The following is a 26,441-nucleotide window of genomic DNA, read 5'->3' as shown; positions in this document are numbered from 1 at the left end:
ATTCAAGATTAGGAATATATCCTTAATGCAGTACTTTCCCCTATTCGTTGATACATCAAAGCTAACAGTCTTACTCGTGGGAGCGGGTGATGTCGCCTCCAGAAAACTTGAATTACTCGCTAGAACAGAAGCTGTTATCACTGTTATAGCGGTAGATATTTCTGATGAAGTGTATAAAAGTGCTAGCCAAGATCGTATCACGATTATTAATCGTGAAGTGAAGTCTGAGGATATCACTGATTTTGATCTTGTTTATCTCGCAACAGCAGATGATGTGCTCAATACTAAGTTGGCTGCTATTGCTCGAGAACGTGGGATCTGGGTTAATGTTGTCGATAACCCGAAGCAATGCAGCTTCATTACACCATCAATTGTAGACCGAGGTCGCCTCCAGATAGCAATAAGTACAGCTGGAGCCGCGCCTATTTTTGCTCGAGAGCTCAGAGCGAGGTTAGAATCTTGGTTGCCTCAATCGCTAGCCCCCTTGTTTGATTTCGTTGCATCTAGGCGTAATGAGGTGCAACAGAGGTTGCCGCAATTCAAACAACGTAAACTATTTTGGGAACATTTCTTCAGAGCAAATGGAGATAAGTTTGATGATGATACAGCGGTTCATTACGACAATGGATTTCAAAACCTGTCATTAGGTGGAGAATTATTACTTATCGATGATGAAACTCCTGCATCCTTGTTACCCATTGCTGCGATGCCGCTGATGCAGAAACTGGATCAAATTTTTAGTACCGTCGAGCTACCATTTGCGCTGAATGAATTTGTTCGTCGTGATGCTAATCGAGGTGAAATACCAATATTGAGTGAACTCAGTGAGCTATACGAGAGTGGTCAGCGTTGTCTTGTTTATGCGGATAAGGACAAGGTTGCTCAACTTAAAGCTCACTTTCCTATGGCAAAGCATTTAACTGCAGGCACTATTTAGCTTATAGCTTGATGGTCGTAGTATTTTATCTGTTTGATATGGTCATGAGTCAAGACAAGTCTATTTTGAGATCGGAATTGAGTTACACTATTGCCAATTAATTGAGAGATAGATAACTTATGGCACCGAAAGCAACCGTTTATAAAGTCAATATACAAATAGCCGATATGGATCGTGGATATTATCAGGACCATCAACTGACATTAGCGCAGCATCCTTCTGAAACAGACTCCCGTATGATGGTTCGATTATTGGCATTTGCACTTAATGCCTCTGAATTTCTAGAATTCAGTAAAGGGCTCTGTGTTGAAGATGAACCTGAGCTTTGGCAAAAGTCACTTTCTGGTGAAATTGAACTTTGGATAGAGTTCGGTCAGAGTGATGAGAAATGGCTAAGAAAAGCCAGTGGTCGATCGAAACAGGTGCAGCTGTTTACCTATGGTGGACGAAGCGTGCCAATTTGGTGGCAACAAAATGAAAAAGCGCTAGAGCGCTATAAGAATCTAAAAGTGTGGAATATCCCTGAAGAGGCTGTGAAACAAATGGGAGAGCTGGTCGCCCGTAATATGGCGCTACAGTATAATATTAGTGATGGGGAAGTTTGGTTATCTAGTGATGACGGCAGTGTTCAAATTATACCAGAAATACTTAAACAATAACCTCCCTTTGGTTAATAGAAAACAGCCAGTCAATGACTGGCTGTTTAGGTTTAAACGCTTGGCTGCATAGAATATTTAGCTAGCTGATTTCTCTTCAACTAAATCATCTTCACTTTCACCTTCACCTTTTCCTTTGGTTTTAATCATTACCAATCCAGTGACCACTGCAGTCGTCACTATGCCAGTAATGGTTGATAGAGTCATGGGTAAACCTGCACCTAATGTCTGCGAGCTGAGCAGGAAGCTAACGACGACAGTCGTCATAAACATCGCAGGTATAGTACAGATCCAATGGAACTTATTGTGACGTAGAAGGTAAGCTGAGGCAGTCCACAACATCATCACCGCAGTTGTCTGATTTGCAACGCCGAAGTAACGCCATATCACCCCAAAATCAACTTGAGTCAGTATCGCACCCATGATGAAAAGCGGTATGGCCAATAATAACCGTTTTGGGAGCTCTGTTTGAGGCATCTTGAAGAACTCAGACAGAATTAAACGCGCAGAACGAAAGGCTGTGTCACCAGAGGTGATAGGCAAAATAATAACACCTAAGATTGCCAGGAATCCACCCACTGCACCAAGAAGGCCTGTAGAAGCTTCATAAACGACATTCGCAGGGTTACCACCCATTCCTTCGTTAAGGCCTGCAACACCGCCGAAGAAAGATAGGGCAATCGCACACCAGATAATGGCAATAACACCTTCACCAATCATAGCGCCATAGAAGACGAATCGGCCGTTTGTTTCATTCTCAACACATCGTGCCATCAATGGAGACTGAGTCGCATGGAAACCAGATACGGCGCCGCAAGCAATGGTAATAAACAGTGCTGGCCATAAAGGCATATCATTAGGATTCAAATTACTTAAGAAATCACCTGCTTCGAAGCCTGGGAGCATTGTATGTTCACTGGAAACGACGAGTGCGATTGTTAATCCAAAAGACATAAATAGCAGCAGTGCACCGAAGAATGGGTACAGACGACCAATAATCTTATCGACAGGAACAATAGTCGCGATCAGGTAGTAAGCGAAAATACAACCAAGGAAGATTGATACATCCCAACCAGTAAGCTTGCCTAGTAAGCCTGCTGGGGCCGAGATAAAGACCACGCCGACGAGCAACAGCAGAATGATGGCAAATACGTTCATAAAGTGCTTCGCACCTTTACCTAAGTATTTACCGGCTAGATTAGGGACAGATTGTCCGTGATTTCTAATTGACAGCATACCTGAGAAGTAGTCGTGGACTGCACCAGCGAATATACAACCGAATACTATCCAAAGCATTGCTGCAGGGCCATAAAGCGCCCCTAAAATTGGGCCGAAAATTGGGCCAACACCTGCAATATTTAACAGTTGGATTAAGTAAACTTTTCCCTTAGACATAGGCACAAAGTCCACGCCATCTGTTTGAGCAAAGGCTGGGGTTTGGCGTTTTTCATTAATACCGAACACTTTTTCAACGAAAACACCATAAACAAAATATCCGCCAATAAGTAGGCCAATACACATCAAAAACCACATCATAATCATCATCTCCCATTTTGAGTGGTTTTATTGTAAAGATGTTAAAGAGGAGGTGCGTTAAGATTTAGCTGAGAGGTTGTTTCTTGCAGGTAAGCGGTTTTATGTCTACTTAAGCGGTTAAAGCCCTTAGCCAGAGGTAACCAAAATAGACAGATATTGGCTCATTGAAAACCAAAAAGTTGTTTCAACGGCTTTAAATAGCGCCGAGAGACGGGGACTTTCTCTGCCGATAGTGTGGTGACTTCAGCACCAGTATCTCGTAATTCTATTTCCGATATCGCTTCAGGGTTAATAAGATATTGTCTGTGACATCGAATAAGCGGTGTCTTGAGCTCCAATACTTTGAGAGTCAATTGGGTGTGCACCAATTCTTTGCTGGTTGCCACATGAACACCACTAAGGTCGCTGAAAATATAATCAACATCTTTTATGGCAATCACCTTAAGCTTGCTACCACAATAGCAAGGTAGATGGCTGAATTGCTCGGGGGCAAGAATTTCTACATTTTTAGGCGTCACGTCTTTTTTCACTCGTTGGATCGTTTGCGCAAGTCTATGCTCATCTATGGGTTTTAATAGATAGTCGAAGGCATTATTATCAAATGCCTTTACTGCATACTCATCGAAAGCTGTAACAAATACGACCCTCGGCATTGTCTCTGGATCTAACATGCCTATTAGCTCAAGGCCTGTGATCCTCGGCATCTGTATATCGAGAAAAATGAGATCCGGTTTGAGAGTGTTGATTTTCTGTAGCGCCTCAATGGCATTAGAGCACTGATCTATTACTTGAATACCTTCATACGAACTCAATAGGTCTGCTAGTTCTGCTCTGGCGAAATGTTCATCATCGATGATGAGCGCTTTGATCACAATATTGATTCCATATAGGGTAGCCGAATGGTTACTTTTGTTAATTCATCTTTTTGACATTGCACATCAATGCCAAATTGAGAGCCAAACTGGTTTTGGATACGCTTGTGAACTAGATTCATTCCCAGTCCTTCTGAATTCTCTTTAACTAGGTAAAGGCCTGCATTGTCGGTGACTTCTAATAGTAATAAATCATCTTTTATCTTGCTAGTGACAGTGATCATTCCGTGTTCAAGCATATGAAATGTTCCATGTTTCACCGCATTCTCTATGATAGGTTGTAATGTAAATGCTGGAACTCGATAGCTGAGAAGTTCATGGGGGATTTGAATATCCACCGTTAGCTTATCTATGAATCGCGTTTTTTCAATGGTTAAATAAGAATCTATATGTTCCAGTTCATCGGCTAGTGTCACAAGGCCCGTTGTGCGCTTGAGATTAATGCGTAGAAATAGAGAAAGCTGTTGGATTAACTGTCTTGCCTTAAGGGGATCTCGCTTAATAATCGCTGCTATAGTATTGAGTGCATTGAATAAAAAGTGTGGATTCACTTGTGCCTGTAACAGCTTTAGCTCCGCTTGAGTCAGTAAGCTTTGTTGTCGTTCGAATCGACCGAATAAAATCTGATTCGATAACAATCGCGCAATGCCTTCGCCAAGTGTACGGTTGATATTGAGAAATAATTTATTTTTAGGCTCGTACAATTTAATGGTACCAATGACTTCATTTTCACACCTCAGTGGAATAACCAAGCTAGAGCCAAGACGACATTGAGATGAGATAGAGCAGGAATATCCAACTTCGACACCATCAGCGAACATAACACAGTTGTTTTCAATCGCCTCTTGAGTGATTTTTGAGGATATGGGCGTTCCAGGGATGTGGTGGTCCGCCCCCGTGCCTATGAAGGCAAGGAGTTTCTCTCTATCGGTAATGGCTACTGCGCCGACATGGGTTTCCTCTATGATAATTTGAGCCACTTGCGTGCTGCTCTTTTGATCGAAGCTTTTAGATAACACTCCCACACTTCGCTCAGCAATTTTCAAAGCCTTGGTTGAAAATGCAGAAGAGAGTTTATCAAACATGGTTTTTTGGTCGCGAACCATACTCATAAACAGCGCAGCTCCAATAGAGTTGACTAATAACATCGGCAGAGCGATTTGTTTGACTAAGCCAAGTGCATCGCCGAAAGGTTGAGCCACTATTAATATGATACTCATTTGCATCATTTCGGCTGAAAATGTGACTAAACAGACCAGAAGCGGGCTATAAATAAGTTCACTTTTCCCCAGTTTCCTCAGATATAAGCTAATGATACCTGCCGAAAGTCCTTCTAAAGTTGTTGAGATGGCGCAGGCCAGATCGGTAAATCCCCCTAAACTGTATCTATGAAGTCCACCAGTGAGCCCGACAAAAAAACCAGTAACCGGGCCGCCGAGTAGCCCTCCTAGCACAGCACCCATAGCTCGGGTGTTAGCGATAGCATCATTGGTTTGCTCACCAAAGTAGGTAGCCATGATGCAGAATCCTGAAAAAATGAAATAGATAAAAACCTTGTGCGGTAGCCTAGTGGCGGCTTCTGAAAAAAACTTAAACAGTGGCGTTTTACTGACGAGGTACACGATAACCAGGTAGAGGCACATTTGCTGTGTGAGCAATAAGATTAGGGGCATATCTTTCTACCTGTATGGGAATATTAGATTATTTTGCCAGAGCTGCAGTGAAAAACCAAAATTTTGCTGTCTATTAAGCTGCTATTTTTTTAGCTTGGGTTGTAGATCAAAGTTTGAAGTTCAAATATTGATTATAAAGGGTTATATTTTATATGTCTTATAGGTTAAATAATATGTCCGAATCTATTCATGGCCATCAAGTGATGGAGTTGATGCTTACATTAGGTAAAGCAGTAACGAGAGAAGAGCTAAAAATATTGATGCATGAGCATTTTGGTGAGTCAGCACATTATCATACATGCTCTGCGAGTGAGATGAATGCCAGTACCTTAATTGAATTGTTAGAGAAGAAGGGCAAGTTTATCGAATCTGCAGAGGGTATCGAGACCGCCGCTAATCGAATTTGCTCACACTAAGGCATAAAAGTCTAAATCATACAGCAAGCTGTTATGTTGAACATAATAAGCGCTAACTATCTGATACTGAAGATGGAGTCATAAGCTTTAGTTATAAGACTTAATCATTACTCAAGTCGATAATAGCGCTTTGTTCGTTTTTTCTTTTTGCTGCAAAATCATAGATCAGGATCCGAATAAGCCGAGATTTTGCTATTTTCGCCTCAGTTGAAATCTGGTCTAGTATAGCAATGGCATCTTCTGTCAGCGAGAAGGTGGCGTGTTTATAAATTTTTGTCGAATGTTTATCTAATCCCCTTTGTTTTCCTTTGCTTAATTTCTTTCGACTTTGACTCACCACACTAGGCTGACCAAAAGCATAATTATTTGCATCTTCGATAAAATCCTCGATGGAAACCTGAGTCTGAGGACTTTTCTTTTTCCTACGTTTGAGATCAGTTAAGCTCATAGCAATTTTCTGGCTCTATAGCAAAAAGTTCATCAGCGATAGCGTGGATCTCTAATGCGGCTTTACCTCCTGGCTCGATTTCGATAACTGACGAGCCTTGCTCTTCACTGTCGTCATAAATATTCCTGCTAAAGGTAACGGCATTCAGCACGCGTAAACCGAAGGATTCAACCACCTCCTTCGCCTCTAAGATGCGTTTATATTGGCTAGGAAGGGATGGGCATTGGGTCATCACAATCGTTGCGACCATTTTGGGGTTGACCATCTTACAGGTGCTGAGCATATCTTCCATATGGGGTAAGGTTTTAAGATCGCGACGTTTGGGCCGCAATGGAAGAACAACATAGGTGGCAACAGACATAGCGGCTCGCATTGCTAAGTTATCTTGACCACCACAATCTACTATCACGTAGTCGAAATGCTTATCTTGGCTTAATAAATCGTTGCGGATTTTGCCGTACAGTTGAATACAATTAATGGTTGGCAGTTCAGGATCTTCATTTCGTGCTTGGATCCAGTCTGATGTGGTTCGCTGAGGATCACAGTCAACCATTAAGACATTGGCTTGATATTTTTGTGTGATATGAACCGCCAGATTTTGGGCCATACAGCTTTTCCCTGCTCCACCTTTTTCTCCGCCCACAAGCAAGATCATAAAAGTATCTCCATGTGTTATCGCACCAATTACCTTTGAATATTAAGTGCGTTAAGTATAGAACAGACTCTAGAATACTGCTGAAAACCTCCTTTAAAAATCCATTAAGTTGCTAGAGAAGTTGGATTGCAATATGGAAACCCTGTGGACTACAGCTAATGGTTCGACAAACCTGACCTTTGACAGTGTGCTTTTTATCATTATCAGGGTTAAAAGTGACTTCGAGGAGTTCTCCCACTTTAAATCCGGATTTATATTCAATTAATACTCCACGTCTGGAGAGGTCGATACAGATCCCATCGGCTAATTGCTGTTGACCATTTACATCATGCCACGCCAGACCGATACGTTCAGCTTCCATGTCAACCCGAAGGGAAGTACGTCGGTCATCTAAATCTTCGGTTATATCTGCCATCAAAAGTCCCTTACTCAATGAATAAAAAATAAGTCTTTTAAAACTAGCATAATTTTCGTACTAAAAACAAAGTTAGCGTAAAGAGGCAAGGTCGAAGGTTGTGAGATGCTCACCTAAGGGTAGGTGAGCATAAGCAATAGTGCTGAATTCACTAATCTTTAATGCGAGGGTAAGGAAGCTTTAGCTGTCCCCAACGGATAATGATCACGGTTACAGCAAGAAAAAGCATCGATACTGCGATGGTGATAATTCGCCAGTCATCCATGGCTTTCATATCTAGAATTAAGTAACGGGCTAAGGCTACTATTGCAATATAGATGGGCATCCGAACGGGCAATTTCCCCGATTCAGCATAGTTGGCCACCATGGCTAGCACTTCTAAATAAATAAACAGTAATAATAGATCGGCTAAATCAACCCGAGCATTGGTGATGATATGCACAATTTCTTGGCCAATGGCGATGATTGTGGCGATAGCGATGATGATTAGGACGAAGTGTTCAACGGCTTTAAGGCTTTTTGAACCATATTGACTGTATAGCTTTCCCATATAGGCCTCTGGATATGTTTTTTCTAATGGTAACAACAATACAGAACTATGCTGATTTATCTATGTGACACTATTCACATTATAGAAATCCAGTCTATTTGGTAGGAGAAAAACAGCTTCAATTTTGATAGGGAACAAGATGTTGGCGCTTAAAAGCAAAAAAGCCATCATATGATGGCTTTTTTAATCTGTTCTTTTGAAACAAACGCGTTAGCGTTTTAGCGCTTCGCTCAATAACGGACGAGCAACTTTAACGATTGCAGAGGTCGTTTTTGGCGCACCTGCAATAATATTTCCAGAAGACATATAACCGTGGTTACCAGTGAAATCAGTTACTGTACCACCGGCTTCGCGAACGATAAGCTCACCCGCTGCAATATCCCATGGTTTAAGACCAATTTCGAAGAAACCATCTAATCGACCAGCACCGACATAGGCAAGATCTAACGCTGCAGAACCTGCACGGCGTAAATCGGCACACTGTGTGAATAAAGAGCCGAAGATCTTCATGTAGGTTTCAGTGTGCTGTTTTGCTTTGAATGGGAAACCTGTTCCTAGGATTGTACCGTTAAGATCATTATGCTTAGAAACTCGCATACGGAAATCATTAAACTTGGCGCCTTTACCACGAACGGCTGAGAATAGTTCATCTCGGATTGGATCGTAGACTACAGCAACTTCAGTCTTGCCTTTGTACTGTACGGCAATTGAAACTGCAAAGTGAGGAATGCCTCTAACAAAGTTGTTAGTGCCATCCAGAGGGTCGATGATCCAAATGTAATCTTTATTTTCGCCTTTATTCTCACCATTTTCTTCACCAATAATAGTGTGATCAGGATAAGATTTACGGATCTGATAAGTAATTGCAGCTTCTGCTTCTTGGTCTACGTTAGTCACGTAGTCATTTATTCCTTTCGCTGTCACTTCGACTTTATCGAGTTCAGCAAAAGCACGTATAATCGTTTGGCCTGCGGCGCGAGCGGCGCGCACGGCAATAGTCTGCATCGGATGCATTACAATCCCCTGGATGTTAAAGAACAGATATAATAATCGGGGCGTATTATACGCCAATAACTGAATATATCAAATACCGGTTTTTGTATTAAAAAAACAAATCCGAATGTGATAACATCTTTACCCAATTCTAATCATCAAAATATAAGTGATTTCATGCTCAGCAACATTCGTGTAGTACTCGTTGGTACATCTCATCCTGGTAATATTGGCTCTACCGCCCGAGCAATGAAAACCATGGGCCTTTCCACTTTATATCTTGCTGAGCCTCGCGTAGAGCCTGATGGACATTCAGTTGCATTAGCCGCTGGCGCATCTGATATTTTGAAACACGCGGTGACAGTCAATAGTGTGGCAGAAGCAATTGCCGATTGCAGTTTAGTTATCGCAACAAGTGCCCGTAGTCGTACATTAGATTGGCCCATGTTAGAGCCAAGAGAAGCGGGAGAGAAGCTTGTTGCCTCTGCACTCGATGGTCCTGTCGCTATCGTATTTGGACGTGAAAACAATGGCTTGAGCAATGAAGAGCTGCAAAAGTGTAACTACCATGTCTCGATTCCTGCAAATCCTGAATATACCTCGCTCAATTTAGCTCAAGCTGTGCAGATTATCTGTTATGAATCTCGTGTAGCCCATCTGGCACATGAGAAGAGTGAATTTGAAAAAGGCCGCTCAGCTGATTACGTTGAACCTAAAGTGGAATACCCTTTTGCCAAAGAGCGTGAAAACTTTTTTGAACATTTAGAGAATACTTTATTAGATACTGGCTTTATTGTTAAGCAACATCCTGGCCAAGTTATGACCAAATTACGTCGTCTGTTTAGTCGTGCACGTCTTGAGAGACAAGAGATGAATATCTTACGTGGCATGTTGACCTCGATTGATAAGAAGATGACTTCAAAAGACGATTCAGGTAACTAAGGAAGTAGAACAGCATGGGAGTCATTGCTCGGTTAAAAGATGATATAAAGTCGATTTATCATCGAGATCCTGCAGCGCACGGAACACTTGAAATTTTATTGAATTACCCAGGTATGCATGCAATTTGGATACATAGGGTAAGTCATAAGTTCTGGAAACGAAAATGGCGTCTGTTCCCACGTTGTTTATCCACATTTTCTCGCTGGTTGACTGGGATTGAGATACATCCAGGTGCAACTATCGGTGACCGTTTTTTCATCGACCATGGCATGGGTGTTGTTATTGGTGAAACGGCTGAAATTGGTGATGATTGCACTCTATATCATGGTGTTACTTTAGGTGGGACGACTTGGCAAACTGGTAAACGTCATCCAACGCTTGGGAATAACGTGGTGATTGGTGCCGGGGCACAAGTTTTAGGACCGATAACGATGCATGATGGTGCCAGAGTCGGTTCCAATTCGGTGGTAGTAAAGGATGTGCCTAAAGATACTACCGTGGTGGGCATACCTGGACGTATTGTTTCAACGCCTAACAAGACGAATAAAGAACAAAGTCAACGACGCAGTGAAATGGCCAAAAAATATGGTTTTGATGCTTATGCTGTTTCTCCTGACAATCCAGATCCAGTCGCCAATGCCATAGGCCAGATGCTAGACCATATGCATCTAATGGACTCGAAGGTACAGGAAGTTTGCCAAGCGGTTCAAACACTGGGTGGAAGCGTGTGTACAGATAAGCTCCCCGAGTTGGAAGTCGATGAGTTTAGCGATGCTGAATTAGCCGCTGCAGAGCAGCGCAAGAAGGCAATAGATGAGTTTGATCCCATAATCTGATTTTTAGTGAACTAAATGGCAATCATTTATTGAAAATTTATTAATAAACGGGTTAAATACCCCAGCCAAATGGCAGGGTATTACCTGTTAAATAATTGCCGAGAATACCTGAGTGAATTACTAGGTTAAATACTTGACTAAAACACTCAGGTATGTTTGAATTCCCCTATGCATTATTGGGAGGCATGGTCGCTATGAAACTTACATCGAAAGGTCGGTACGCTGTAACAGCAATGTTAGATGTTGCTATGCATTCGACTTCTGGGCCAGTGCCGCTGGCTGATATTTCTGAGCGTCAAGGGATATCTCTATCATACCTCGAACAACTATTCGCCAAACTTAGAAAACAAGGACTTGTTTCAAGCGTCAGAGGGCCAGGTGGTGGCTATCGCTTAGGCGCTGATGCGGGCGAAATATCAGTAGGTATGGTTGTTCGTGCTGTCGATGAATCAGTCGATGCAACACGCTGCCAAGGCCAGGGCAATTGCCAAAATGGTACTCGTTGTCTTACTCACTCATTGTGGGGAGATCTGAGTAAACAAATTTCCGATTTCTTAAATGGGATCAGTCTTGCGGGTTTAATGAATAAACGCGATGTTCAATTCATTTCAGTTAAGCAAGACGCTATGCAACAGGAACAAAGAGTAACGGTATAAGTTAACTTTGTTATTTTATAATTTTTTTGTACTTCGTTTTGCCTTAAATCAAGGCTGCGCAGTACGGAGTGTGTGATGAAGCTTCCTATCTATTTAGATTACGCTGCGACAACGCCGGTTGATCCTCGTGTTGCAGAGAAAATGATGCAGTGCATGACGATGGACGGTAATTTTGGTAACCCTGCGTCTCGATCTCATCGTTATGGTTGGCAGGCTGAAGAAGCAGTAGATATTGCTCGAAACCAAGTTGCTGATCTTATCAATGCTGATCCTCGAGAAATTGTCTTCACATCGGGTGCGACTGAGTCTGATAACCTGGCTATTAAGGGTGTTGCCCATTTCTATCATAAGAAAGGCAAGCACATCATCACCAGTAAGACTGAACATAAAGCGGTACTTGATACATGTCGTCAGCTAGAGCGTGAAGGCTATGAAGTGACATACTTAGCACCAGAAGCTAACGGTCTCATTTCTCTCGCGACTATTGAAGCTGCCATGCGTGAAGACACTATTCTTCTTAGCATCATGCAGGTAAACAATGAGATCGGTGTTATCCATGATATCGATGCTATCGGCGAACTTTGTCGCAGTAAGAAAATTGTTTTCCACGTCGATGCAGCGCAAAGTGCGGGTAAATTGCCAATTGATGTACAGAAGACTAAGGTCGACCTACTTTCAATTTCAGCACATAAAATGTATGGCCCTAAGGGAATTGGTGCGCTTTATGTGAGTCGTAAACCACGTATTCGCCTTGAAGCGACGATGCATGGTGGTGGACATGAGCGTGGGATGCGCAGTGGTACACTAGCTACACATCAGATTGTGGGTATGGGTGAAGCTGCTGCAATTGCTAAAGCCGATATGGGATCTGATAATGCACGTATCCGAAAGTTACGTGACAGATTATGGGATGGTGTGAAAGGCATCGAAGAAACATATATCAATGGTGATGCTGAGCAACGTTATTGTGGCAGTTTAAATGTCAGCTTTAACTTTGTTGAAGGTGAATCTTTGATGATGGCACTGAAAGATCTTGCGGTTTCTTCAGGTTCGGCATGTACTTCAGCCAGCTTAGAGCCGAGCTATGTGCTCCGTGCTCTTGGTTTAAATGATGAGATGGCTCATAGTTCAATTCGTTTCTCAATCGGTCGTTTTACGACTGAAGAGGAGATTGATCATGCTATTGAAACGATAAATAAGTCGATTGATGACTTACGGGAAATGTCTCCGTTATGGGAGATGTTCAAAGATGGTGTTGACCTAGACTCTGTAGAGTGGGCACATCACTAATCCGTTAAACCTTTTAGATTATGATTTTGGAGCAGTATCATGGCTTACAGTGAAAAAGTAATTGATCATTATGAGAACCCAAGAAACGTGGGTTCTTTCGATAAAAATGACCCATCAGTTGTGACTGGTATGGTCGGTGCACCCGCTTGTGGTGACGTGATGAAGTTGCAACTTAAAATTGACGCTAATGGTCTAATTGAAGATGCAAAATTCAAAACCTATGGTTGTGGGAGTGCGATTGCTTCTAGCTCATTAGTCACTGAGTGGGTTAAAGGCAAGAGTATTGAAGAAGCTGCCGCGATTAAAAACACCGATATTGCTGAAGAACTGGCACTTCCTCCGGTTAAAATTCATTGCTCAATTTTGGCTGAAGATGCCATAAAAGCTGCAATTGATGATTATAAATCTAAGCAAAATAAGTAGTTTTCGGAGTAAAGATGGCTATAACAATGACTCCCGCCGCAGCAGATCGCGTTAAAAGCTTTCTAGATAATCGCGGCAAGGGGATCGGTTTACGTCTAGGCCTGAGAACTTCAGGATGTTCTGGGATGGCATATGTCATTGAGTTTGTTGATGAACTCAATGATGATGATGAAGTTTACGAAATAAAAGACGTAAAGATCATCATCGATGCTAAAAGCTTCATCTACCTTCAAGGTATTGAGTTAGATTTTGTCAAAGAAGGTCTCAATGAAGGTTTTCAGTTCAATAATCCAAATGCTAAAGGGGAGTGTGGCTGTGGTGAAAGTTTCACAGTCTAACTAAGATAAGAATTAAACCATGAACTATTTTGAGTTGTTTAGTTTTACACCTTCCTTTGATATTGATACCGCCATACTTGCAGATCGTTACCACGACCTGCAACGGGCGGTTCATCCCGATAAGTTTGCCAACGCCAGTGAACAAGATAAACGTCTAGCCGTTCAACGAACTGCGCAGGTAAATGACGGTTTTTCCACATTAAAAAATCCAATTTCTAGAGCCGAACATATTCTATCAATCCGTGGTATCGAGCTCCGTCATGAGTCTACTACGATAAAAGACACCCAGTTTTTGATGCAGCAGATGGAGTGGCGAGAGTCTCTTGAAGACATTGCTCATAGCAAAGATCCTGATGAACTGATTAGTGAACTTAGTCGTTCATTTTCTGGCTATGAAAAGCAACAAGAGCAAAGCCTTAAACTTTTTCTACAAAGTGCAACTGAAGCAGATCTTGCTTCCGCCGCTGACCTTATTCGTAAGTTGAAATTTATGGCTAAACTGCAGCTAGAACTTGAGCGTGCTGAAGATGCTTTGTTTGATTGATAAGATATAATATGTTTTTGTTCGCTGTCTTTTATGAGATGAACTTGAGCCTCACTGGTAAATAACTAGGTTGAAAAATTATGGCGCTATTGCAAATTGCAGAGCCTGGACTGAGTGCAGCACCGCACCAACACAGATTGGCTGTTGGTATTGATTTAGGCACCACAAATTCTTTAGTCGCTGCGGTACGAAGTGGTGATGCTAATACACTTGCCGACAAAGATGGAAATCATTCTCTTCCTTCTGTTGTCCGTTATACCGAAGAGACTGTTGAAGTTGGCTTTGAGGCTGAGAAGAGCTCTGTAAAAGATCCTCAAAACACCATCATCTCAGTTAAACGTTTTATGGGGCGTAGCCTTGAAGATATACAAGCTAGTAATCAGCATTTTCCCTATGAATTTAATGCCAGTGAAAATGGTTTACCTTTATTTGTCACTAAACAGGGGCAAGTGAACCCTATACAAGTCTCTGCTGAAATTTTAAAGCCTTTAGTGGCTCGTGCCGAAAAGACTTTAGGCGGCGAGCTTGAAGGGGTGGTGATCACCGTACCTGCTTATTTTGATGATGCACAGCGTCAAGGGACGAAAGATGCAGCCGGTTTACTTGGGGTAAAAGTACTGCGCCTCTTAAATGAGCCTACAGCGGCTTCAATAGCCTACGGTCTAGATTCTGGCCAAGAAGGTGTTATCGCTATCTATGACCTAGGTGGCGGTACATTTGATATTTCTATTCTGAGATTGAAACAAGGCTTGTTTGAAGTACTCGCTACTGGTGGTGATTCGGCTTTAGGTGGGGATGATTTCGATCATTTACTGCATCACTATTTACTTCAGCAATGGAGTTTAGCCGTCCCGTCAGCAAGTGTCAGCAGACAATTACTCATTGAATCAAGAAGAGTAAAAGAGTTACTGACTTCTGAGAACGAAGTCATGGCGAAACTTGTTTTAGAAGATGGTACTGAATTGAGTCATCAAATCAGCAAAGATGAGTTTGACACGCTGATCAGCCACTTAGTGAAGAAGACCGTTAGCAGTTGTCGCCGTGCGTTGAGAGATGCTGGTGTATCAACCGACGAAGTCTTAGAAACGGTGATGGTGGGTGGATCAACTCGAGTGCCACTTGTTAGACAACAAGTAGAGAAATTCTTTGGTCAAGCCCCTTTGACCTCAATCGATCCAGATCGTGTGGTCGCCATTGGCGCATCAATTCAAGCGGATATACTCGTCGGTAATAAGCCTGATTCTGACCTACTGCTTCTCGATGTTCTTCCTCTCTCTCTTGGAATCGAGACCATGGGGGGCTTAGTTGAAAAGGTGGTTTCGCGAAATACCACTATCCCCGTTGCTAAAGCGCAAGAATTTACCACGTTTAAAGATGGTCAAACTGCAATGGCATTCCATGTTGTTCAGGGAGAGCGTGAACTGGTCGCTGATTGTCGCTCCTTAGCGAGATTTACGCTTAAAGGCATACCGCCACTGGCCGCTGGTGCCGCTCATATTCGAGTGACATTCCAGGTTGATGCAGATGGCTTGCTTAACGTTACTGCAATGGAGAAATCCACAGGGGTACAGACTAGCATTCAAGTTAAGCCCTCTTTTGGCTTGAGTGATACCGAAATCGGTACAATGCTTAAAGACTCTATGGCTCATGCGAAAGAAGATATTACCCGCCGAATGTTAGCCGAGCAACAAGTTGAAGCCGCTCGAGTGTTAGAAACACTTAGTGCTGCATTGAGAAAAGATGCTGACATTTTGACTTCGTCTGAACGTAACGATATAGAAGCTAATATGGCGAGTCTTGCGCAAGTTGCGAGTCAAGATGATGCAGATGTGATTGAAAAAGCGATTAAAACATTAGATGCTTGTACGCAAGATTTTGCGGCCAAGCGTATGGATAACTCTATTCGATTGGCATTCAAAGGCCAGTCGGTTGATAGTATTTAGATAAATATAGGTAATATAGATGCCGCAAATAGTATTTTTACCCCATGCAGAGTTATGCCCGGACGGAGCCGTTGTTGAAGCTAATGAAGGCGAGTCAGTGCTTAATGTCGCCCTTAAGAACGGTATTAATATCGAGCATGCTTGTGAAAAAGTGTGTGCCTGTACTACGTGCCACGTCGTGATCCGTGAAGGGTTTGATGAACTTGAAGAAAGCGACGAGCTTGAAGACGACATGTTAGATAAAGCATGGGGACTAGAGCCTGAGAGCCGTCTGTCGTGCCAAACTAAGGTGCCAAGCTGTGATCTCGTTGTTGATATTCCTAAGTACACTGTGAATATGGTCAGCGAAGGAAATTAACGCTTCGATATCAGAGTAAAGCTGTACCGTTAAAGCCAGTCAATCATGACTGGCTTTTTTGTTACTTCCGAAACGTATGAAACCGCTATACTCAAGTCATCACTCTTAACCAAGAGCTAGATATGTCGCTTAAATGGATCGATTCTCAAGATATTGCGTTAGAATTATTAGAAAAATTTCCTGATGTTGAGCCTCAGACTATAAGGTTTACAGATCTGCGAGAGTGGATTTTATTGCTTGATGCATTTGCAGATGATCCTGAGCATTGTAATGAACGGGTACTTGAAGCGGTACAAGCTTGTTGGATTGATGAAAGATAATACCAATTTTATCAATTGATTATGAAGGCTTATTTCTTTTGATAGTAGACAAAAGCGGCTTAGATCTCTTTTAAAGTAAACAAAGTGTGCCAGATCTCTCATTCATCGCGCTATAAGGGTAGGATTATTGTCTGAAATTTCGTATAATCCGCGCGAAAATTAAAACCTGTTTATTATGAAGGAAGCTTCTCATGGCTATCGAACGTACTTTTTCTATCATTAAGCCTGATGCTGTTGCAAAGAACAACATCGGTGCAATCTACAACCGTTTTGAAACTGCTGGCCTGAAAATCATCGCTTCTAAAATGGTTCACCTAAGCCAAGAGCAAGCTGAAGGCTTCTACGCTGAACACAGCGAGCGTCCTTTCTTTGGTGCTCTAGTGGCATTCATGACTTCTGGTCCTATCATGGTTCAGACGCTTGAAGGCGAGAACGCAGTTCTTGCTCATCGTGAAATCTTAGGTGCTACTAACCCAGCTGATGCTGCTCCTGGTACTATCCGTGCTGATTTCGCTGAAAGCATTGATGAGAACGCTGCTCACGGTTCTGATTCTGTTGCTTCTGCTGAGCGTGAAGTTGCTTACTTCTTCAGCGCTGAAGAGCTTTGCCCACGCACTCGTTAATTCGACGCTAAGCAAAGTGAAAAAGGAGCCTCATGGCTCCTTTTTTGTTGCCCACTCATTATGTTCATAACTAGAGTCGTATTTATCGGTATACACGGGCTGCTAGCCGCGAGCTAAGATTGGCAGCTTTAACAATAGTTGTAACAATCGTTTTAAGATAAGGACCAATTTTAGACATTTCCCTTAGACCCTCCTTCTTTGCCGTTTAGCCAGCATTCACATAGTGAACTATGTGTTAACAAGTCATCGGTAAAATAATTCAAATTGTTTTTTGTATGATTTACAACCAGATAATAAGTCAGGTCACCAACTAGATGTTTGCCTTATGTGTTGTTTATGTTAAATAGTTATTTGGTTTATTTTTCTTGAGTTAATTAGAGGCTAATTCTAATTATGTTAAGTAATCACAATATATCATCTGAACATTCCTTTTTATTTGGTTTCATATTAATCATCATAAGTGATCTCCGAATATTTTTATTGGTTTAGCAATCACAATAGTTAACTAAATAAACGATTAATTAATAAAGGTATCAAGATGTAATAACTAACTGTTGTTATTGTTAACATATATAAATCAGTTTTACTTCAAACTCAGCATTGCTTTAAGTGCTTGTTTTTAATTGGTCAATCTGCATTCTCTTGGCTTTACTTGTTCTTCGTTAATTCTCGATATGTATCAATTGTTATCATTTAAGTTGTTTAATTGTAATCACGGTTGACTTAAGCGCTCTGTTTTAACAATATTATATCGAAGTCATTAACTGTTTGATTACAGTTTATAAGAACGATAAACAATAAAATAATAATTATTATCATTATGGCGTTATTAATAGTCCTGGCTAATAAATAATGTGTAAATGATGAGGGAAAACATATGAACTCTTTGACCTTAACAGCAAAAGCAGTACGAGTAGGCTTATTAGCCGCGGCAACATCTACGGTTGCATTTTCTGGTGTAGTATTTGCTGAAGAACAAGACGAGAAAGTTGAACGTATTCAAGTAACAGGTTCACGTATTCAAAGAACGGATATGGAAACAGCAAGTCCTGTTACAGTTATTGATGCAAGCGCAATTAAAGCTGCTGGTGCAACCTCTATCGATGAGGTGCTCCAAAAAATGACTGCTACAGGCGGAGCAATGACTAACCCTGGAATAAATAACGGCTCACAGGGTAATGCTTCAATTAATTTAAGGGGTTTGGGTTCTCAACGTACTTTAGTATTGGTTAACAACCGTCGAATGGTCAATTCTGGAACTGGTGCAGCCTCTACAGTCGATTTAAACACCATTCCAGTGTCCATGATTAAACGAATCGAAGTTCTAAAAGATGGTGCTTCATCTGTATATGGTTCAGATGCTATAGCAGGCGTTGTTAACATTATCCTGAAAGATGATTTCGAAGGTTTTGAAGCCAACGTGCAAACAGGTGTCTCTGGAGAAGGTGATGCCACCGAAACAAGTTTTGATTTAACTATGGGTGGCAGTTTCGACCGAGGTAACGTCGTTATGGGACTGCAGTACATGGACCGTGGTGAAGCGAGTATGGCTGATCGTGACTCCACTCAATGTGATTATGCAGAACGTAAGAATGCAAATGGCGATATCGAGCTTTATTGTGGTGGTAGCTCATATACTCCTGGTGGACATATTTGGGGACCAGAGGGAAGAGATTCTCTACAAGGTAGCTTAGACGGTAGTTGGCATGAATTTACAGATGACGATAAGTATAACTACAACGCTTCAAGTTACCTATATACTCCAATGCAGCGTATGAATTTTACTGCACTGGGCAATTATGAACTTACTGACTCTATCACTTTGTTTAGTGAGGCCATGTATTCCAAAAGGTGGTCAGAACAGCAAATGGCTCCACAGCCAATATGGACAGACACTTTTACTTATACAGAAGCAATGGGTGATAGCCTGATTGAGCATGGATATGAATACGGTGATGAGCTTGACTATGGCCGTCGAATGGCCGATGTTGGCAATCGCGAGTTTTCTCAAGTTGTTGATACTGTTCGTGTTGTTGTTGGTTTGGATGGGATGTTGGACAATGGCTGGGTATGGGATACTTCAATCAACTATGGTCGAAATGACTCTGTTGATCGTCTAGCTAACTTGATTAACATGGGCTCTGTTAATACCGGTATTGAAGAAGGGACCTTCAACCCTTTAGATCAAGCTTCTTGGTCGCAAGAAAACATGAATGAGTATCTCTATACTGAACTTAATTCTGGTGGTAGTGAAATGTTCATCATTTCGGCTAACTTGTCAGGGGAAATTACTGAGTTACCTGCTGGTTATTTAGGTTTTGCTACAGGTCTTGAGCACCGTACTGAAAAAGCATGGTTTATTCCTGACTCATTAACTTCTCAAGGTATGGCAAATGACCCAAAGGTTGAGCCAACAGGTGGCGATTATGATGTAAGTGAAGCATATATTGAATTAGCAATTCCTTTACTCTCAGGTCTTCCTTTTGCAGAACAAGTCGATCTGAGTGCAGCCATGAGATATTTTGACTACAGCACTTTCGGTAATGATAGTACTTGGAAACTTGGTCTAACATGGCGTGTAACTGATGACCTAATGCTTAGAAGTGTTGCATCAACAGCATTCAGAGCACCGTCAGTAGATGAGCTATATTCGGGTAAATCACCATCTTTTGACCAAGTTGAACATCCTGTTGGCCAAGACCAAGCGGAAGTAACACGTGGTGGTAACCCTAACTTGACTCCTGAGGAAGCTGAAACATTTACTGCAGGTTTTGTTTACTCACCTTCATGGTTTGATGGCTTTTCACTCACTGCCGATTACTATGATATTTCAATTACTAACTCTATAGCTCTTGTTGATTCTCAATATATTGTAGATCAGTGTATGGATGCTCAGGGTAATCCTATTAATACAGACACGAGCTTATGTCAATCTGCTGATATTCAGATGGGTGGTGGTAATCGTATTATCTTTAATAATCAGCTGCAAAATATCGGAGCTGAAAACACCTCAGGTATTGATATTAATCTAGCTTATGGTTTCGATGCACTTGGTTTGGCTTGGAAAGCAGGTCTAGATACTACAATTTTACTTGAAAATGAATCAATAATTCTTGGTGAGTCAATTGACTATGCAGGCTTAATCACCTCAGGTAGTGGTGGTTTTGCTGAGTATAAATCAAACTTTGATTTAGGTGTAGAAGGTGATATCTGGGGGGCAAACTATCAAGCACGCTACATTTCAGGAATGGACAGCTATGCTTGCCAAAGTGAGCCATCTAAATGTTATGCTCCATCAACAGATAGCATTATTTACCATGATGTTTCAGCTTCTTATTTCATATCAAATGCTTGGACTATTTCTGCTGGTGTAAACAACTTATTGGATGAGGAAGCACCTTATTACACTGGTAATAACGATGCGAATACAGATCCATATACCTATGATACTTTGGGCCGTTACTTCTATCTACAAGCGAGTGTAAAGCTATAATCTAAACAGTTTAAAATTCCTAAGCCGACATCGTATGTCGGCTTTTTTTTATGTGTTTTCATGTTGCCTGAAAACATAATTATTAATATTTTCCTGCTACTTTATTAAGAAATCTGTAAAAAACCTTTCCAAAACTCATTAATTCTTATACAAAATAACTCAATATAATAAAAAGTAGCAGGTTCTTGATGAAGCAGGCTCAGAGCTATAAACCAAATATGATGGTGGGGGATCAATCTTACCCGGCCTATCAACTACGAAATGTACTGAATTATCTGCGCCAGCATTATGGTCAAGAGGTGGTTGAGCTCTTATGTTCTCAAATTGGTGTCGGTGTTAAAGAGATTGAACATCAACAAGTTATTTATGTATGGCAAGCTGATTTTGCCATGGAATTTTTACAAACCTATACCCAAGATGCTGAAATCGGGGCTAAAGTTGGTCACCAGTATAGTGTGACAGATTTAGATTTCTTGCTGAGTTTCTTTAGTCGCTGTGAAACGATTGGTGACTGTTTGCAGTTTGTCTTGTCTCATCCTGAGCTCGTGGGTAGCTTTACCGATACCTTGGTCAGTAATGAAGCCGGCAAACTTCATGTTCGCTGGCTTAATACGGGGAGAATTAATGCTAAGCGTTACTCCTGTCAATTTCAGCACAGTGTGTGCGGTTTACTGACAATCGGTAAAGAGTTGGCGGGTTTGCCTATTTTAGCGGATCAAATATTCTTGTCTGATGCTGAAAGAAATACAGACTTTTTAGCTTCTATCACTGGGGCTGAAGTGCATTTTGGTGCGGAATTTAATGAGTGGACTATTAATCACAAATTTCTGTCTCTCCCGGTCACTTATGCTTTTGAAACGAAGACAACACGCACTCATGCTAATCAACAGACATCCTATATTCAGACATTACTCGAAGCGTTACGACACTCTTTCCCTGAATGCCCTAATATGGATGAGATGGCGATAAAGCACAATATCAGTGCCAGAACACTAAGACGTAAAATATCTCAAGCGGGTACCAGCTATCAAAAGCTAGTCGATCAGGTACGTTGCCAAGCTGCCATTGGTTTAATCTTATCGGGTGAGAAGAGTATTGATGAAATAGCAGAAGTCATGGGCTATGGAGAGGTGAGCCATTTCAGACAAAGCTTTAAACATTGGCTAGGTCATCCGCCCGGGCATTTCTTACGTTTAAATGAGAAGCTTGCTTAATTTCACCACGGACGATGAAAATCCTAGGTCCTAGTACCTAGGATCCAGCCTCTAGCCTATCATTGGCAGTCACCTAAGGATGGCGGCAGAGTATCTATCCACTGTTTTATGATCTCTACTGCTTCTGTATGAGTTAGGCTGCGGCCTAAGGGGGGCATCCTGTCTTTGGGCCCACTGAGTTCTTGCCTGTATGCCAATATTGAATGCTCTCCATCTCCCGGTACAATATCGTAAGATAGCCCTTTAGCGCCGCCGTCCCAGCCAGGTGGTTGTTTACAGACACCGTATTGATAACTGGTATGATCAATATTAAACCCCAGTCTTAAACCGGAAATACTGGCAAACCCCTCGGCTCGATGACAATGGGCACAATTAATATCCAGGTAACCTTTTACTCTTTGTGTTAAATCAGCACTGTTATCAAACAGGTAGGGGGCATGAGTGATCTCATTAACAGCCGGTAAACCAGATAAAAGAGACAGAGACTTCCAAAGCATGAGTTGATTAGTCATGGTGCCGTTATAGTCGATATCATGATTAAGCAGATGGGCTTTGAGGCCAATAGGGCTGATAGTGCTTTGACCATCACGGTTTAATTGATGACATAACTTACATTCGACGCGGCTGGGCACATGATAATCAAAGGTTTCAACTTGACCTTGGTTATTGAGGGTATGGGGAATATCACTGCCAGTTAAGTTTAATCGCGCTACGCCATCTCGCCATAAATAGACTAGGGTTGTCCAGCCTGTCTCTCTTTTTATTAATAATCGGGTCTCGATAAGGGTTTCATTTTCGGCAGTATTAACTTGTGTATCATAGGGCATTGAAAATGTTTTGGTTAACACGGTTCCTACAGGAAATTCAAAGGCTTCACTGGCATGAAATTGTGCTTGTTCACCTTCAGGAATGAACAGGAATCTATGTTTGTTGGCGTAATTAGTAAATAGTTGAGTTGATAACGTATATTCGATGCCTGGGTTGACTGGACCTGAGGTCGGTGTCGCTGGATCGATAAATAAACCGTAACTGGATAGCGTTTCACATTCCTCGGTCATTAATGCTTCCCAGTTAACACGGCTTGTTGTTAGGTCGCAACTGGAAGTGGGACTTGTGCTTGGTGGCGTAGTCGCCGGAATGTCAGTGACAGGTTGCTCGGGAGTACTTGATGTTTCATCTGATCCGCCACAGGCTGATATCAAACACAGAGAACATAAAAAAAGAGTTAGGTTACGCATACTTCACCTATGACTTTTAAGTTATATCGATTGGTATTATACCGTTCGGTAATCGTCAAAAAATAAAGGCCGGATAATTCCTAAAAGAAACCGCCGGCCTTATTTGTGGTTAGAACTGAATGTTTACTGTGAACAAGTTGCTACTGGTAGCCTCTTAATCCATTCATAAACGAGCTCAACACCTTCGTCGTGAGATAAGCTACGACCAATCTCAGGCATACGGTCACCTGGCTGGTTCGTCTCCATTCTGAAGTGAAGAATTGAGCGATCAGGTGCTGTTGGCACCACATCATAGCTCAGTTCGCCACCGCCATATGCGACGGGTGACTTACAGGTACCGTGAGCGAAACCATCTGCGTACGGTCTCCAATATTCAAGGGTCAGGCCGGTATTTGAAGCATTACCTTCGGGACGATGACAATGGGCGCAGTTGACGTCTAAATAGCCTTTAGCTGTTTTCATTAGTGCATCATCACTAAGTGCTGTTAGGTCTATCTCGTCACCATCTGAATATGCAGGTATGGTGTCGATAGTCGTCACATCCGGCACTCCCTTCAGTATTCCAGCCTCTTGCCACTTCATTAGCTGATTCATTGTTCCATCGGCATACTCGTAATCTTTATTCAGATGACGTGCTTTAGGACCAATAGGCACAAATACCGCAGGGCTACTTGGGTCGGCTTTAAACTGATGACATTGCTTACAGTTATTCATGCTAGGAACAACATAATCAAAATCGAGCTCAACACCGTTATGAGTGACCTTCTTGCCTTGAATTGCGCCGGCTTTTGCCAATACAGCATCTGACTTATCAGAGTTGTAGACATAAGGCAGTGCAGTCCAGCCAGTAGCGCGCCTAATGAGCAGACGGGTTTCAATAATATCTTCGTTTTCTATGCCCCGCTGAGCGGTATCGTTTGGTAGGGCAAAGGTTTTGCTGATCACAGTGCCGACCGGAAAATCCATGCTCTCTTGTGCTGAATAGTCAGCTACTTTTCCTTCCGGAACAAATACGAAGCGATACTTACTGGCGTAATCAGTAAATAACTGAGTATTCATGTCGTAAGGTAGGCCACCTGAGTTAGCCCCTGTCGATGGGTCTTTAGCATCGGCATAGAGATTGTAGTCTGAGAGGTTAGGGCAGTTAGCGCCAAGGAGTGCATCCCAATTTACCTGTGAGCCTGTAGTTTCACATAAGCTAAGGTCTCCATCACCGACTAGGCCACCTTCGCCTTCGCCTATGCTTCCGCCGCCACCGATCAGGTTTCCACCATCACAGCCTTCGACATCATCATCGACGCCACAACCGAATATCTCATCACCGAACGTGACGGTATGAACGGGAAGACTAACCTGAGCACATTTCAGTAGATCGGTTTGTTGCTCTTCATAGAGCACGTCGGCAATGTTCATATCGGTGTTATCGTTGGCGTAGAGTCGACCAAAAGAGACATCGCCATTATCGCTGGCACAGATATTGTCACTGCCATTCTCGGCAAAAGGTATCTCCTGCAGTCCTAAGTAGGCTGCGGTGCCGTTATTTGATAGCATTTCACCTAAGCCATCATAAAGCACGCCAGGGAACTTACCGTGGGTAAATAGATACGCCTTAATAATATCGTCGATAAGGTAGCCGTTAGGCTTTTCCCCATAACCGGTAATGACGTTATCGTGCAGGTAGATATTACGGGGAGTGGGTCTCCAGCCATCTTCAATAGGCTGGTTTTCCTGACCATAGTTGGCAACAAATGCACTCATGTCAGGCTCTGCAATAAAGAAGCTGGAGATGGTGACGGCCATGGTGTCGTGGTTAGTGATTTCGTTATTGAAAATCTCGACATCATCGGTTGAAAGAATGATCATCCCAGTTCCTGGTGGAACAATGTGCACACCAGCAGGGTTGGCTGAGGCATTGGCAAAGTTTTGGGTATTATTGTCGTAAATTTTATTGTTGAAAATACGTACGCTAGAACCGTACCTATGGTTATTGATAGGCAGATCGAAGACTAAAATACCGCCGGTATTTCCCATCGCTTCGTTGCCGTAAACATCAGCATATTTTGAGTTTTCTATTTCAATACCGGCGACATTTTCTTTAGCGATGTTATTTCTAACAACAATATATTGAGATTGGCCGACATAGATACCCGCATCGGCGCTGCCTCGAACATAGGTGTCTTCAATTAGGATATTTTCACATTCAACTGGGTAAAGACCGTAAGCACCATTATCTTCATCGAGCTCGCCTTCCCACACTGTGGCTAATCTGCGTAGAATAATGCCATTGGTATTTTTTAGTTTTATGCCATTATTTTTAGCTTCATTGACCGAGAGATCTTGGATGATCACGTTAACGGCATTCTGTACAAAAATACCATCGCCTGAAACAGACTCAGAGAAATCCAGTACGGTTTCATCCATACCGTATCCCATGATAGTGATATTTTTGGCATACATTCCGTCGCCATCGACATCACCATCGAATAAAAGGGTTGAAGCAATTTTGAAGTTACCTTTAGGTAAAACGATCACATCATTAGTCTGGGCGTTGATTAATGCTTCCTGAATGCGGATGGTAAGGTTTTCTCCATCCTCAATCATGATGGCACCTTCAGGAAAGCTTGGTGCTGGATCTGGGGTGGGTACTACAGTGCCGGTATCATCTTCGACCACGGGATCGTCATCATCAGATGAACAAGCCGTCATGCTTAGGGCAACGGCACTGGCCACTAATGTAGGGATTAACCAACTTGGTTTCTTGTTGAACATAGCGTCTCCTGCTTATTTTTATTATTCCTCCCCTAGATTGCACTGACGTACCATATATGCAATGTGAAATCCGGCCACATTGTCGCAACATCTTGTTATCAAAAGTGTGGTTGCTGGTTTTAAAACGCTTGTATTACAATTTTTCTTTATAAAACAGACTTAAAGAGTACAAAACTAAACATTAGAATAATAATTAGCATTTTTTATTTTTTTGAGAAACCTGTATAGGTTTGTATCACGTGGAAAATACTAGGCCATGTGTACTGGACAAAGTAGAGGCGGGAGTGTGAAACTTGAGTAGCG

26 protein-coding genes are annotated in these 26,441 nt (G+C 42.1%); 16 read left to right on the top strand and 10 right to left on the bottom strand.

Features of this window, described 5'->3' with window-relative positions; all coding sequences use genetic code 11:
- Positions 1 to 25 precede the first annotated feature (25 nt).
- Entirely contained in the window at positions 26 to 937 is a 912-nt protein-coding gene (locus tag FM038_RS15200) for a precorrin-2 dehydrogenase/sirohydrochlorin ferrochelatase family protein (protein WP_195873076.1), read from the top strand.
- Positions 938 to 1,056: 119 nt separating this feature from the next.
- Positions 1,057 to 1,596, top strand: a complete 540-nt coding sequence (locus FM038_RS15195) for a YaeQ family protein (protein WP_142874214.1) — start codon at positions 1,057 to 1,059, stop codon at positions 1,594 to 1,596.
- Positions 1,597 to 1,671: 75 nt separating this feature from the next.
- Here the strand turns inward: FM038_RS15195 and FM038_RS15190 are convergent, their stop codons facing one another.
- The 3 genes from FM038_RS15190 to FM038_RS15180 all read right to left on the bottom strand — a co-directional run bounded on the left by FM038_RS15190 (position 1,672) and on the right by FM038_RS15180 (position 5,674).
- Positions 1,672 to 3,129 (bottom strand): carbon starvation CstA family protein, encoded by a 1,458-nt coding sequence (locus FM038_RS15190; RefSeq protein ID WP_142874213.1) that lies wholly within the window; start codon positions 3,127 to 3,129, stop codon positions 1,672 to 1,674.
- 161 nt (positions 3,130 to 3,290) lie between these two features.
- Entirely contained in the window at positions 3,291 to 4,001 is a 711-nt protein-coding gene (gene btsR / locus FM038_RS15185) for a two-component system response regulator BtsR (RefSeq protein WP_142874212.1), read from the bottom strand.
- The gene (locus tag FM038_RS15180; protein ID WP_142874211.1) at positions 3,998 to 5,674 is read right to left on the bottom strand and encodes a sensor histidine kinase; all 1,677 of its coding nucleotides are present in this window, start codon (positions 5,672 to 5,674) and stop codon (positions 3,998 to 4,000) included. Before FM038_RS15180 ends, btsR begins: the two co-directional genes overlap by 4 nt.
- 173 nt (positions 5,675 to 5,847) lie before the next feature.
- Between FM038_RS15180 and FM038_RS15175 the strand changes: the two genes are divergently transcribed.
- The gene (locus FM038_RS15175) at positions 5,848 to 6,090 is read left to right on the top strand and encodes a YecH family metal-binding protein (protein ID WP_142874210.1); all 243 of its coding nucleotides are present in this window, start codon (positions 5,848 to 5,850) and stop codon (positions 6,088 to 6,090) included.
- 100 nt (positions 6,091 to 6,190) lie between these two features.
- Here the strand turns inward: FM038_RS15175 and FM038_RS15170 are convergent, their stop codons facing one another.
- The 5 genes from FM038_RS15170 to suhB all read right to left on the bottom strand — a co-directional run bounded on the left by FM038_RS15170 (position 6,191) and on the right by suhB (position 9,172).
- Entirely contained in the window at positions 6,191 to 6,538 is a 348-nt protein-coding gene (locus FM038_RS15170; RefSeq protein WP_142874209.1) for a replication protein RepA, read from the bottom strand.
- Positions 6,525 to 7,193, bottom strand: coding sequence for an AAA family ATPase (locus FM038_RS15165; RefSeq protein WP_142874208.1), 669 nt, complete (start codon positions 7,191 to 7,193; stop codon positions 6,525 to 6,527). Before FM038_RS15165 ends, FM038_RS15170 begins: the two co-directional genes overlap by 14 nt.
- A gap of 112 nt (positions 7,194 to 7,305) precedes the next feature.
- Positions 7,306 to 7,608 (bottom strand): PilZ domain-containing protein, encoded by a 303-nt coding sequence (locus tag FM038_RS15160; protein WP_142874207.1) that lies wholly within the window; start codon positions 7,606 to 7,608, stop codon positions 7,306 to 7,308.
- A gap of 151 nt (positions 7,609 to 7,759) precedes the next feature.
- Entirely contained in the window at positions 7,760 to 8,158 is a 399-nt protein-coding gene (locus FM038_RS15155; protein ID WP_142874206.1) for a phosphate-starvation-inducible protein PsiE, read from the bottom strand.
- 210 nt (positions 8,159 to 8,368) lie between these two features.
- The gene (suhB, locus tag FM038_RS15150; RefSeq protein ID WP_142874205.1) at positions 8,369 to 9,172 is read right to left on the bottom strand and encodes an inositol-1-monophosphatase; all 804 of its coding nucleotides are present in this window, start codon (positions 9,170 to 9,172) and stop codon (positions 8,369 to 8,371) included.
- Between the two features lie 156 nt (positions 9,173 to 9,328).
- Here suhB and trmJ point away from each other — a divergent pair, with 156 nt between their 5' ends.
- The 13 genes from trmJ (at position 9,329) to FM038_RS15085 (ending at position 22,131) form a co-directional block, all read left to right on the top strand.
- The gene (trmJ, locus tag FM038_RS15145) at positions 9,329 to 10,093 is read left to right on the top strand and encodes a tRNA (cytosine(32)/uridine(32)-2'-O)-methyltransferase TrmJ (RefSeq protein ID WP_142874204.1); all 765 of its coding nucleotides are present in this window, start codon (positions 9,329 to 9,331) and stop codon (positions 10,091 to 10,093) included.
- A 14-nt stretch (positions 10,094 to 10,107) separates the two neighbouring features.
- Entirely contained in the window at positions 10,108 to 10,929 is an 822-nt protein-coding gene (gene cysE / locus FM038_RS15140) for a serine O-acetyltransferase (RefSeq protein ID WP_142874203.1), read from the top strand.
- Between the two features lie 194 nt (positions 10,930 to 11,123).
- A complete protein-coding gene (iscR, locus tag FM038_RS15135; RefSeq protein ID WP_142874202.1) occupies positions 11,124 to 11,585 on the top strand; it encodes a Fe-S cluster assembly transcriptional regulator IscR in 462 nt (153 codons plus the stop codon).
- A 75-nt stretch (positions 11,586 to 11,660) separates the two neighbouring features.
- On the top strand, positions 11,661 to 12,875 hold the full coding sequence (locus FM038_RS15130) for an IscS subfamily cysteine desulfurase (protein WP_142874201.1): 1,215 nt from the start codon (positions 11,661 to 11,663) through the stop codon (positions 12,873 to 12,875).
- A 39-nt stretch (positions 12,876 to 12,914) separates the two neighbouring features.
- A complete protein-coding gene (gene iscU, locus FM038_RS15125) occupies positions 12,915 to 13,298 on the top strand; it encodes a Fe-S cluster assembly scaffold IscU (RefSeq protein WP_142874200.1) in 384 nt (127 codons plus the stop codon).
- A 14-nt stretch (positions 13,299 to 13,312) separates the two neighbouring features.
- The gene (iscA, locus tag FM038_RS15120; protein ID WP_142874199.1) at positions 13,313 to 13,636 is read left to right on the top strand and encodes an iron-sulfur cluster assembly protein IscA; all 324 of its coding nucleotides are present in this window, start codon (positions 13,313 to 13,315) and stop codon (positions 13,634 to 13,636) included.
- Between the two features lie 19 nt (positions 13,637 to 13,655).
- Positions 13,656 to 14,180 carry a co-chaperone HscB gene (hscB, locus tag FM038_RS15115; RefSeq protein WP_142874198.1) on the top strand — a complete coding sequence of 175 codons (525 nt, stop codon included), beginning with the start codon at positions 13,656 to 13,658 and terminating at the stop codon, positions 14,178 to 14,180.
- A gap of 80 nt (positions 14,181 to 14,260) precedes the next feature.
- A complete protein-coding gene (hscA, locus tag FM038_RS15110; protein ID WP_142874197.1) occupies positions 14,261 to 16,123 on the top strand; it encodes a Fe-S protein assembly chaperone HscA in 1,863 nt (620 codons plus the stop codon).
- Positions 16,124 to 16,142: 19 nt separating this feature from the next.
- Positions 16,143 to 16,481, top strand: a complete 339-nt coding sequence (gene fdx / locus FM038_RS15105) for an ISC system 2Fe-2S type ferredoxin (RefSeq protein WP_142874196.1) — start codon at positions 16,143 to 16,145, stop codon at positions 16,479 to 16,481.
- 122 nt (positions 16,482 to 16,603) lie between these two features.
- Positions 16,604 to 16,801 (top strand): Fe-S cluster assembly protein IscX, encoded by a 198-nt coding sequence (iscX, locus tag FM038_RS15100; protein WP_195873074.1) that lies wholly within the window; start codon positions 16,604 to 16,606, stop codon positions 16,799 to 16,801.
- Between the two features lie 191 nt (positions 16,802 to 16,992).
- Entirely contained in the window at positions 16,993 to 17,424 is a 432-nt protein-coding gene (ndk, locus tag FM038_RS15095) for a nucleoside-diphosphate kinase (protein WP_142874195.1), read from the top strand.
- Positions 17,425 to 18,301: 877 nt separating this feature from the next.
- On the top strand, positions 18,302 to 20,917 hold the full coding sequence (locus FM038_RS15090) for a TonB-dependent receptor plug domain-containing protein (RefSeq protein WP_142874194.1): 2,616 nt from the start codon (positions 18,302 to 18,304) through the stop codon (positions 20,915 to 20,917).
- Positions 20,918 to 21,105: 188 nt separating this feature from the next.
- On the top strand, positions 21,106 to 22,131 hold the full coding sequence (locus tag FM038_RS15085; RefSeq protein WP_185965844.1) for an AraC family transcriptional regulator: 1,026 nt from the start codon (positions 21,106 to 21,108) through the stop codon (positions 22,129 to 22,131).
- A gap of 59 nt (positions 22,132 to 22,190) precedes the next feature.
- On the opposite strand, the gene FM038_RS15080 is transcribed toward FM038_RS15085, so the two are convergent.
- Together FM038_RS15080 and FM038_RS15075 are read right to left on the bottom strand one after the other, a co-directional pair.
- A complete protein-coding gene (locus FM038_RS15080) occupies positions 22,191 to 23,369 on the bottom strand; it encodes an SO2930 family diheme c-type cytochrome (RefSeq protein WP_195873073.1) in 1,179 nt (392 codons plus the stop codon).
- Between the two features lie 123 nt (positions 23,370 to 23,492).
- A complete protein-coding gene (locus FM038_RS15075; RefSeq protein WP_142874193.1) occupies positions 23,493 to 26,138 on the bottom strand; it encodes a parallel beta-helix domain-containing protein in 2,646 nt (881 codons plus the stop codon).
- Positions 26,139 to 26,441: the final 303 nt, after the last annotated feature.

Source organism: Shewanella eurypsychrophilus, from assembly GCF_007004545.3.
Lineage (GTDB): Bacteria > Pseudomonadota > Gammaproteobacteria > Enterobacterales > Shewanellaceae > Shewanella > Shewanella eurypsychrophilus.
Note: the sequence above shows the minus strand (reverse complement) of the source record. Positions and strands in the feature narration are given on the sequence as shown.

What these genes read in the sequence shown, in the direction of transcription:
- FM038_RS15200 (WP_195873076.1), top strand. Translation starts at nt 26, where the DNA reads ATGCAGTACTTTCCCCTATTCGTTGATACATCAAAGCTAACAGTCTTA.
- FM038_RS15195 (WP_142874214.1), top strand. Translation starts at nt 1,057, where the DNA reads ATGGCACCGAAAGCAACCGTTTATAAAGTCAATATACAAATAGCCGAT.
- FM038_RS15190 (WP_142874213.1), bottom strand. Translation starts at nt 3,129, where the DNA reads ATGATGTGGTTTTTGATGTGTATTGGCCTACTTATTGGCGGATATTTT.
- FM038_RS15180 (WP_142874211.1), bottom strand. Translation starts at nt 5,674, where the DNA reads ATGCCCCTAATCTTATTGCTCACACAGCAAATGTGCCTCTACCTGGTT.
- FM038_RS15175 (WP_142874210.1), top strand. Translation starts at nt 5,848, where the DNA reads ATGTCCGAATCTATTCATGGCCATCAAGTGATGGAGTTGATGCTTACA.
- FM038_RS15170 (WP_142874209.1), bottom strand. Translation starts at nt 6,538, where the DNA reads ATGAGCTTAACTGATCTCAAACGTAGGAAAAAGAAAAGTCCTCAGACT.
- FM038_RS15165 (WP_142874208.1), bottom strand. Translation starts at nt 7,193, where the DNA reads ATGATCTTGCTTGTGGGCGGAGAAAAAGGTGGAGCAGGGAAAAGCTGT.
- FM038_RS15160 (WP_142874207.1), bottom strand. Translation starts at nt 7,608, where the DNA reads ATGGCAGATATAACCGAAGATTTAGATGACCGACGTACTTCCCTTCGG.
- FM038_RS15155 (WP_142874206.1), bottom strand. Translation starts at nt 8,158, where the DNA reads ATGGGAAAGCTATACAGTCAATATGGTTCAAAAAGCCTTAAAGCCGTT.
- suhB (WP_142874205.1), bottom strand. Translation starts at nt 9,172, where the DNA reads ATGCATCCGATGCAGACTATTGCCGTGCGCGCCGCTCGCGCCGCAGGC.
- trmJ (WP_142874204.1), top strand. Translation starts at nt 9,329, where the DNA reads ATGCTCAGCAACATTCGTGTAGTACTCGTTGGTACATCTCATCCTGGT.
- cysE (WP_142874203.1), top strand. Translation starts at nt 10,108, where the DNA reads ATGGGAGTCATTGCTCGGTTAAAAGATGATATAAAGTCGATTTATCAT.
- iscR (WP_142874202.1), top strand. Translation starts at nt 11,124, where the DNA reads ATGAAACTTACATCGAAAGGTCGGTACGCTGTAACAGCAATGTTAGAT.
- FM038_RS15130 (WP_142874201.1), top strand. Translation starts at nt 11,661, where the DNA reads ATGAAGCTTCCTATCTATTTAGATTACGCTGCGACAACGCCGGTTGAT.
- iscU (WP_142874200.1), top strand. Translation starts at nt 12,915, where the DNA reads ATGGCTTACAGTGAAAAAGTAATTGATCATTATGAGAACCCAAGAAAC.
- iscA (WP_142874199.1), top strand. Translation starts at nt 13,313, where the DNA reads ATGGCTATAACAATGACTCCCGCCGCAGCAGATCGCGTTAAAAGCTTT.
- hscB (WP_142874198.1), top strand. Translation starts at nt 13,656, where the DNA reads ATGAACTATTTTGAGTTGTTTAGTTTTACACCTTCCTTTGATATTGAT.
- hscA (WP_142874197.1), top strand. Translation starts at nt 14,261, where the DNA reads ATGGCGCTATTGCAAATTGCAGAGCCTGGACTGAGTGCAGCACCGCAC.
- fdx (WP_142874196.1), top strand. Translation starts at nt 16,143, where the DNA reads ATGCCGCAAATAGTATTTTTACCCCATGCAGAGTTATGCCCGGACGGA.
- iscX (WP_195873074.1), top strand. Translation starts at nt 16,604, where the DNA reads ATGTCGCTTAAATGGATCGATTCTCAAGATATTGCGTTAGAATTATTA.
- ndk (WP_142874195.1), top strand. Translation starts at nt 16,993, where the DNA reads ATGGCTATCGAACGTACTTTTTCTATCATTAAGCCTGATGCTGTTGCA.
- FM038_RS15090 (WP_142874194.1), top strand. Translation starts at nt 18,302, where the DNA reads ATGAACTCTTTGACCTTAACAGCAAAAGCAGTACGAGTAGGCTTATTA.
- FM038_RS15085 (WP_185965844.1), top strand. Translation starts at nt 21,106, where the DNA reads ATGAAGCAGGCTCAGAGCTATAAACCAAATATGATGGTGGGGGATCAA.
- FM038_RS15080 (WP_195873073.1), bottom strand. Translation starts at nt 23,369, where the DNA reads ATGCGTAACCTAACTCTTTTTTTATGTTCTCTGTGTTTGATATCAGCC.
- FM038_RS15075 (WP_142874193.1), bottom strand. Translation starts at nt 26,138, where the DNA reads ATGTTCAACAAGAAACCAAGTTGGTTAATCCCTACATTAGTGGCCAGT.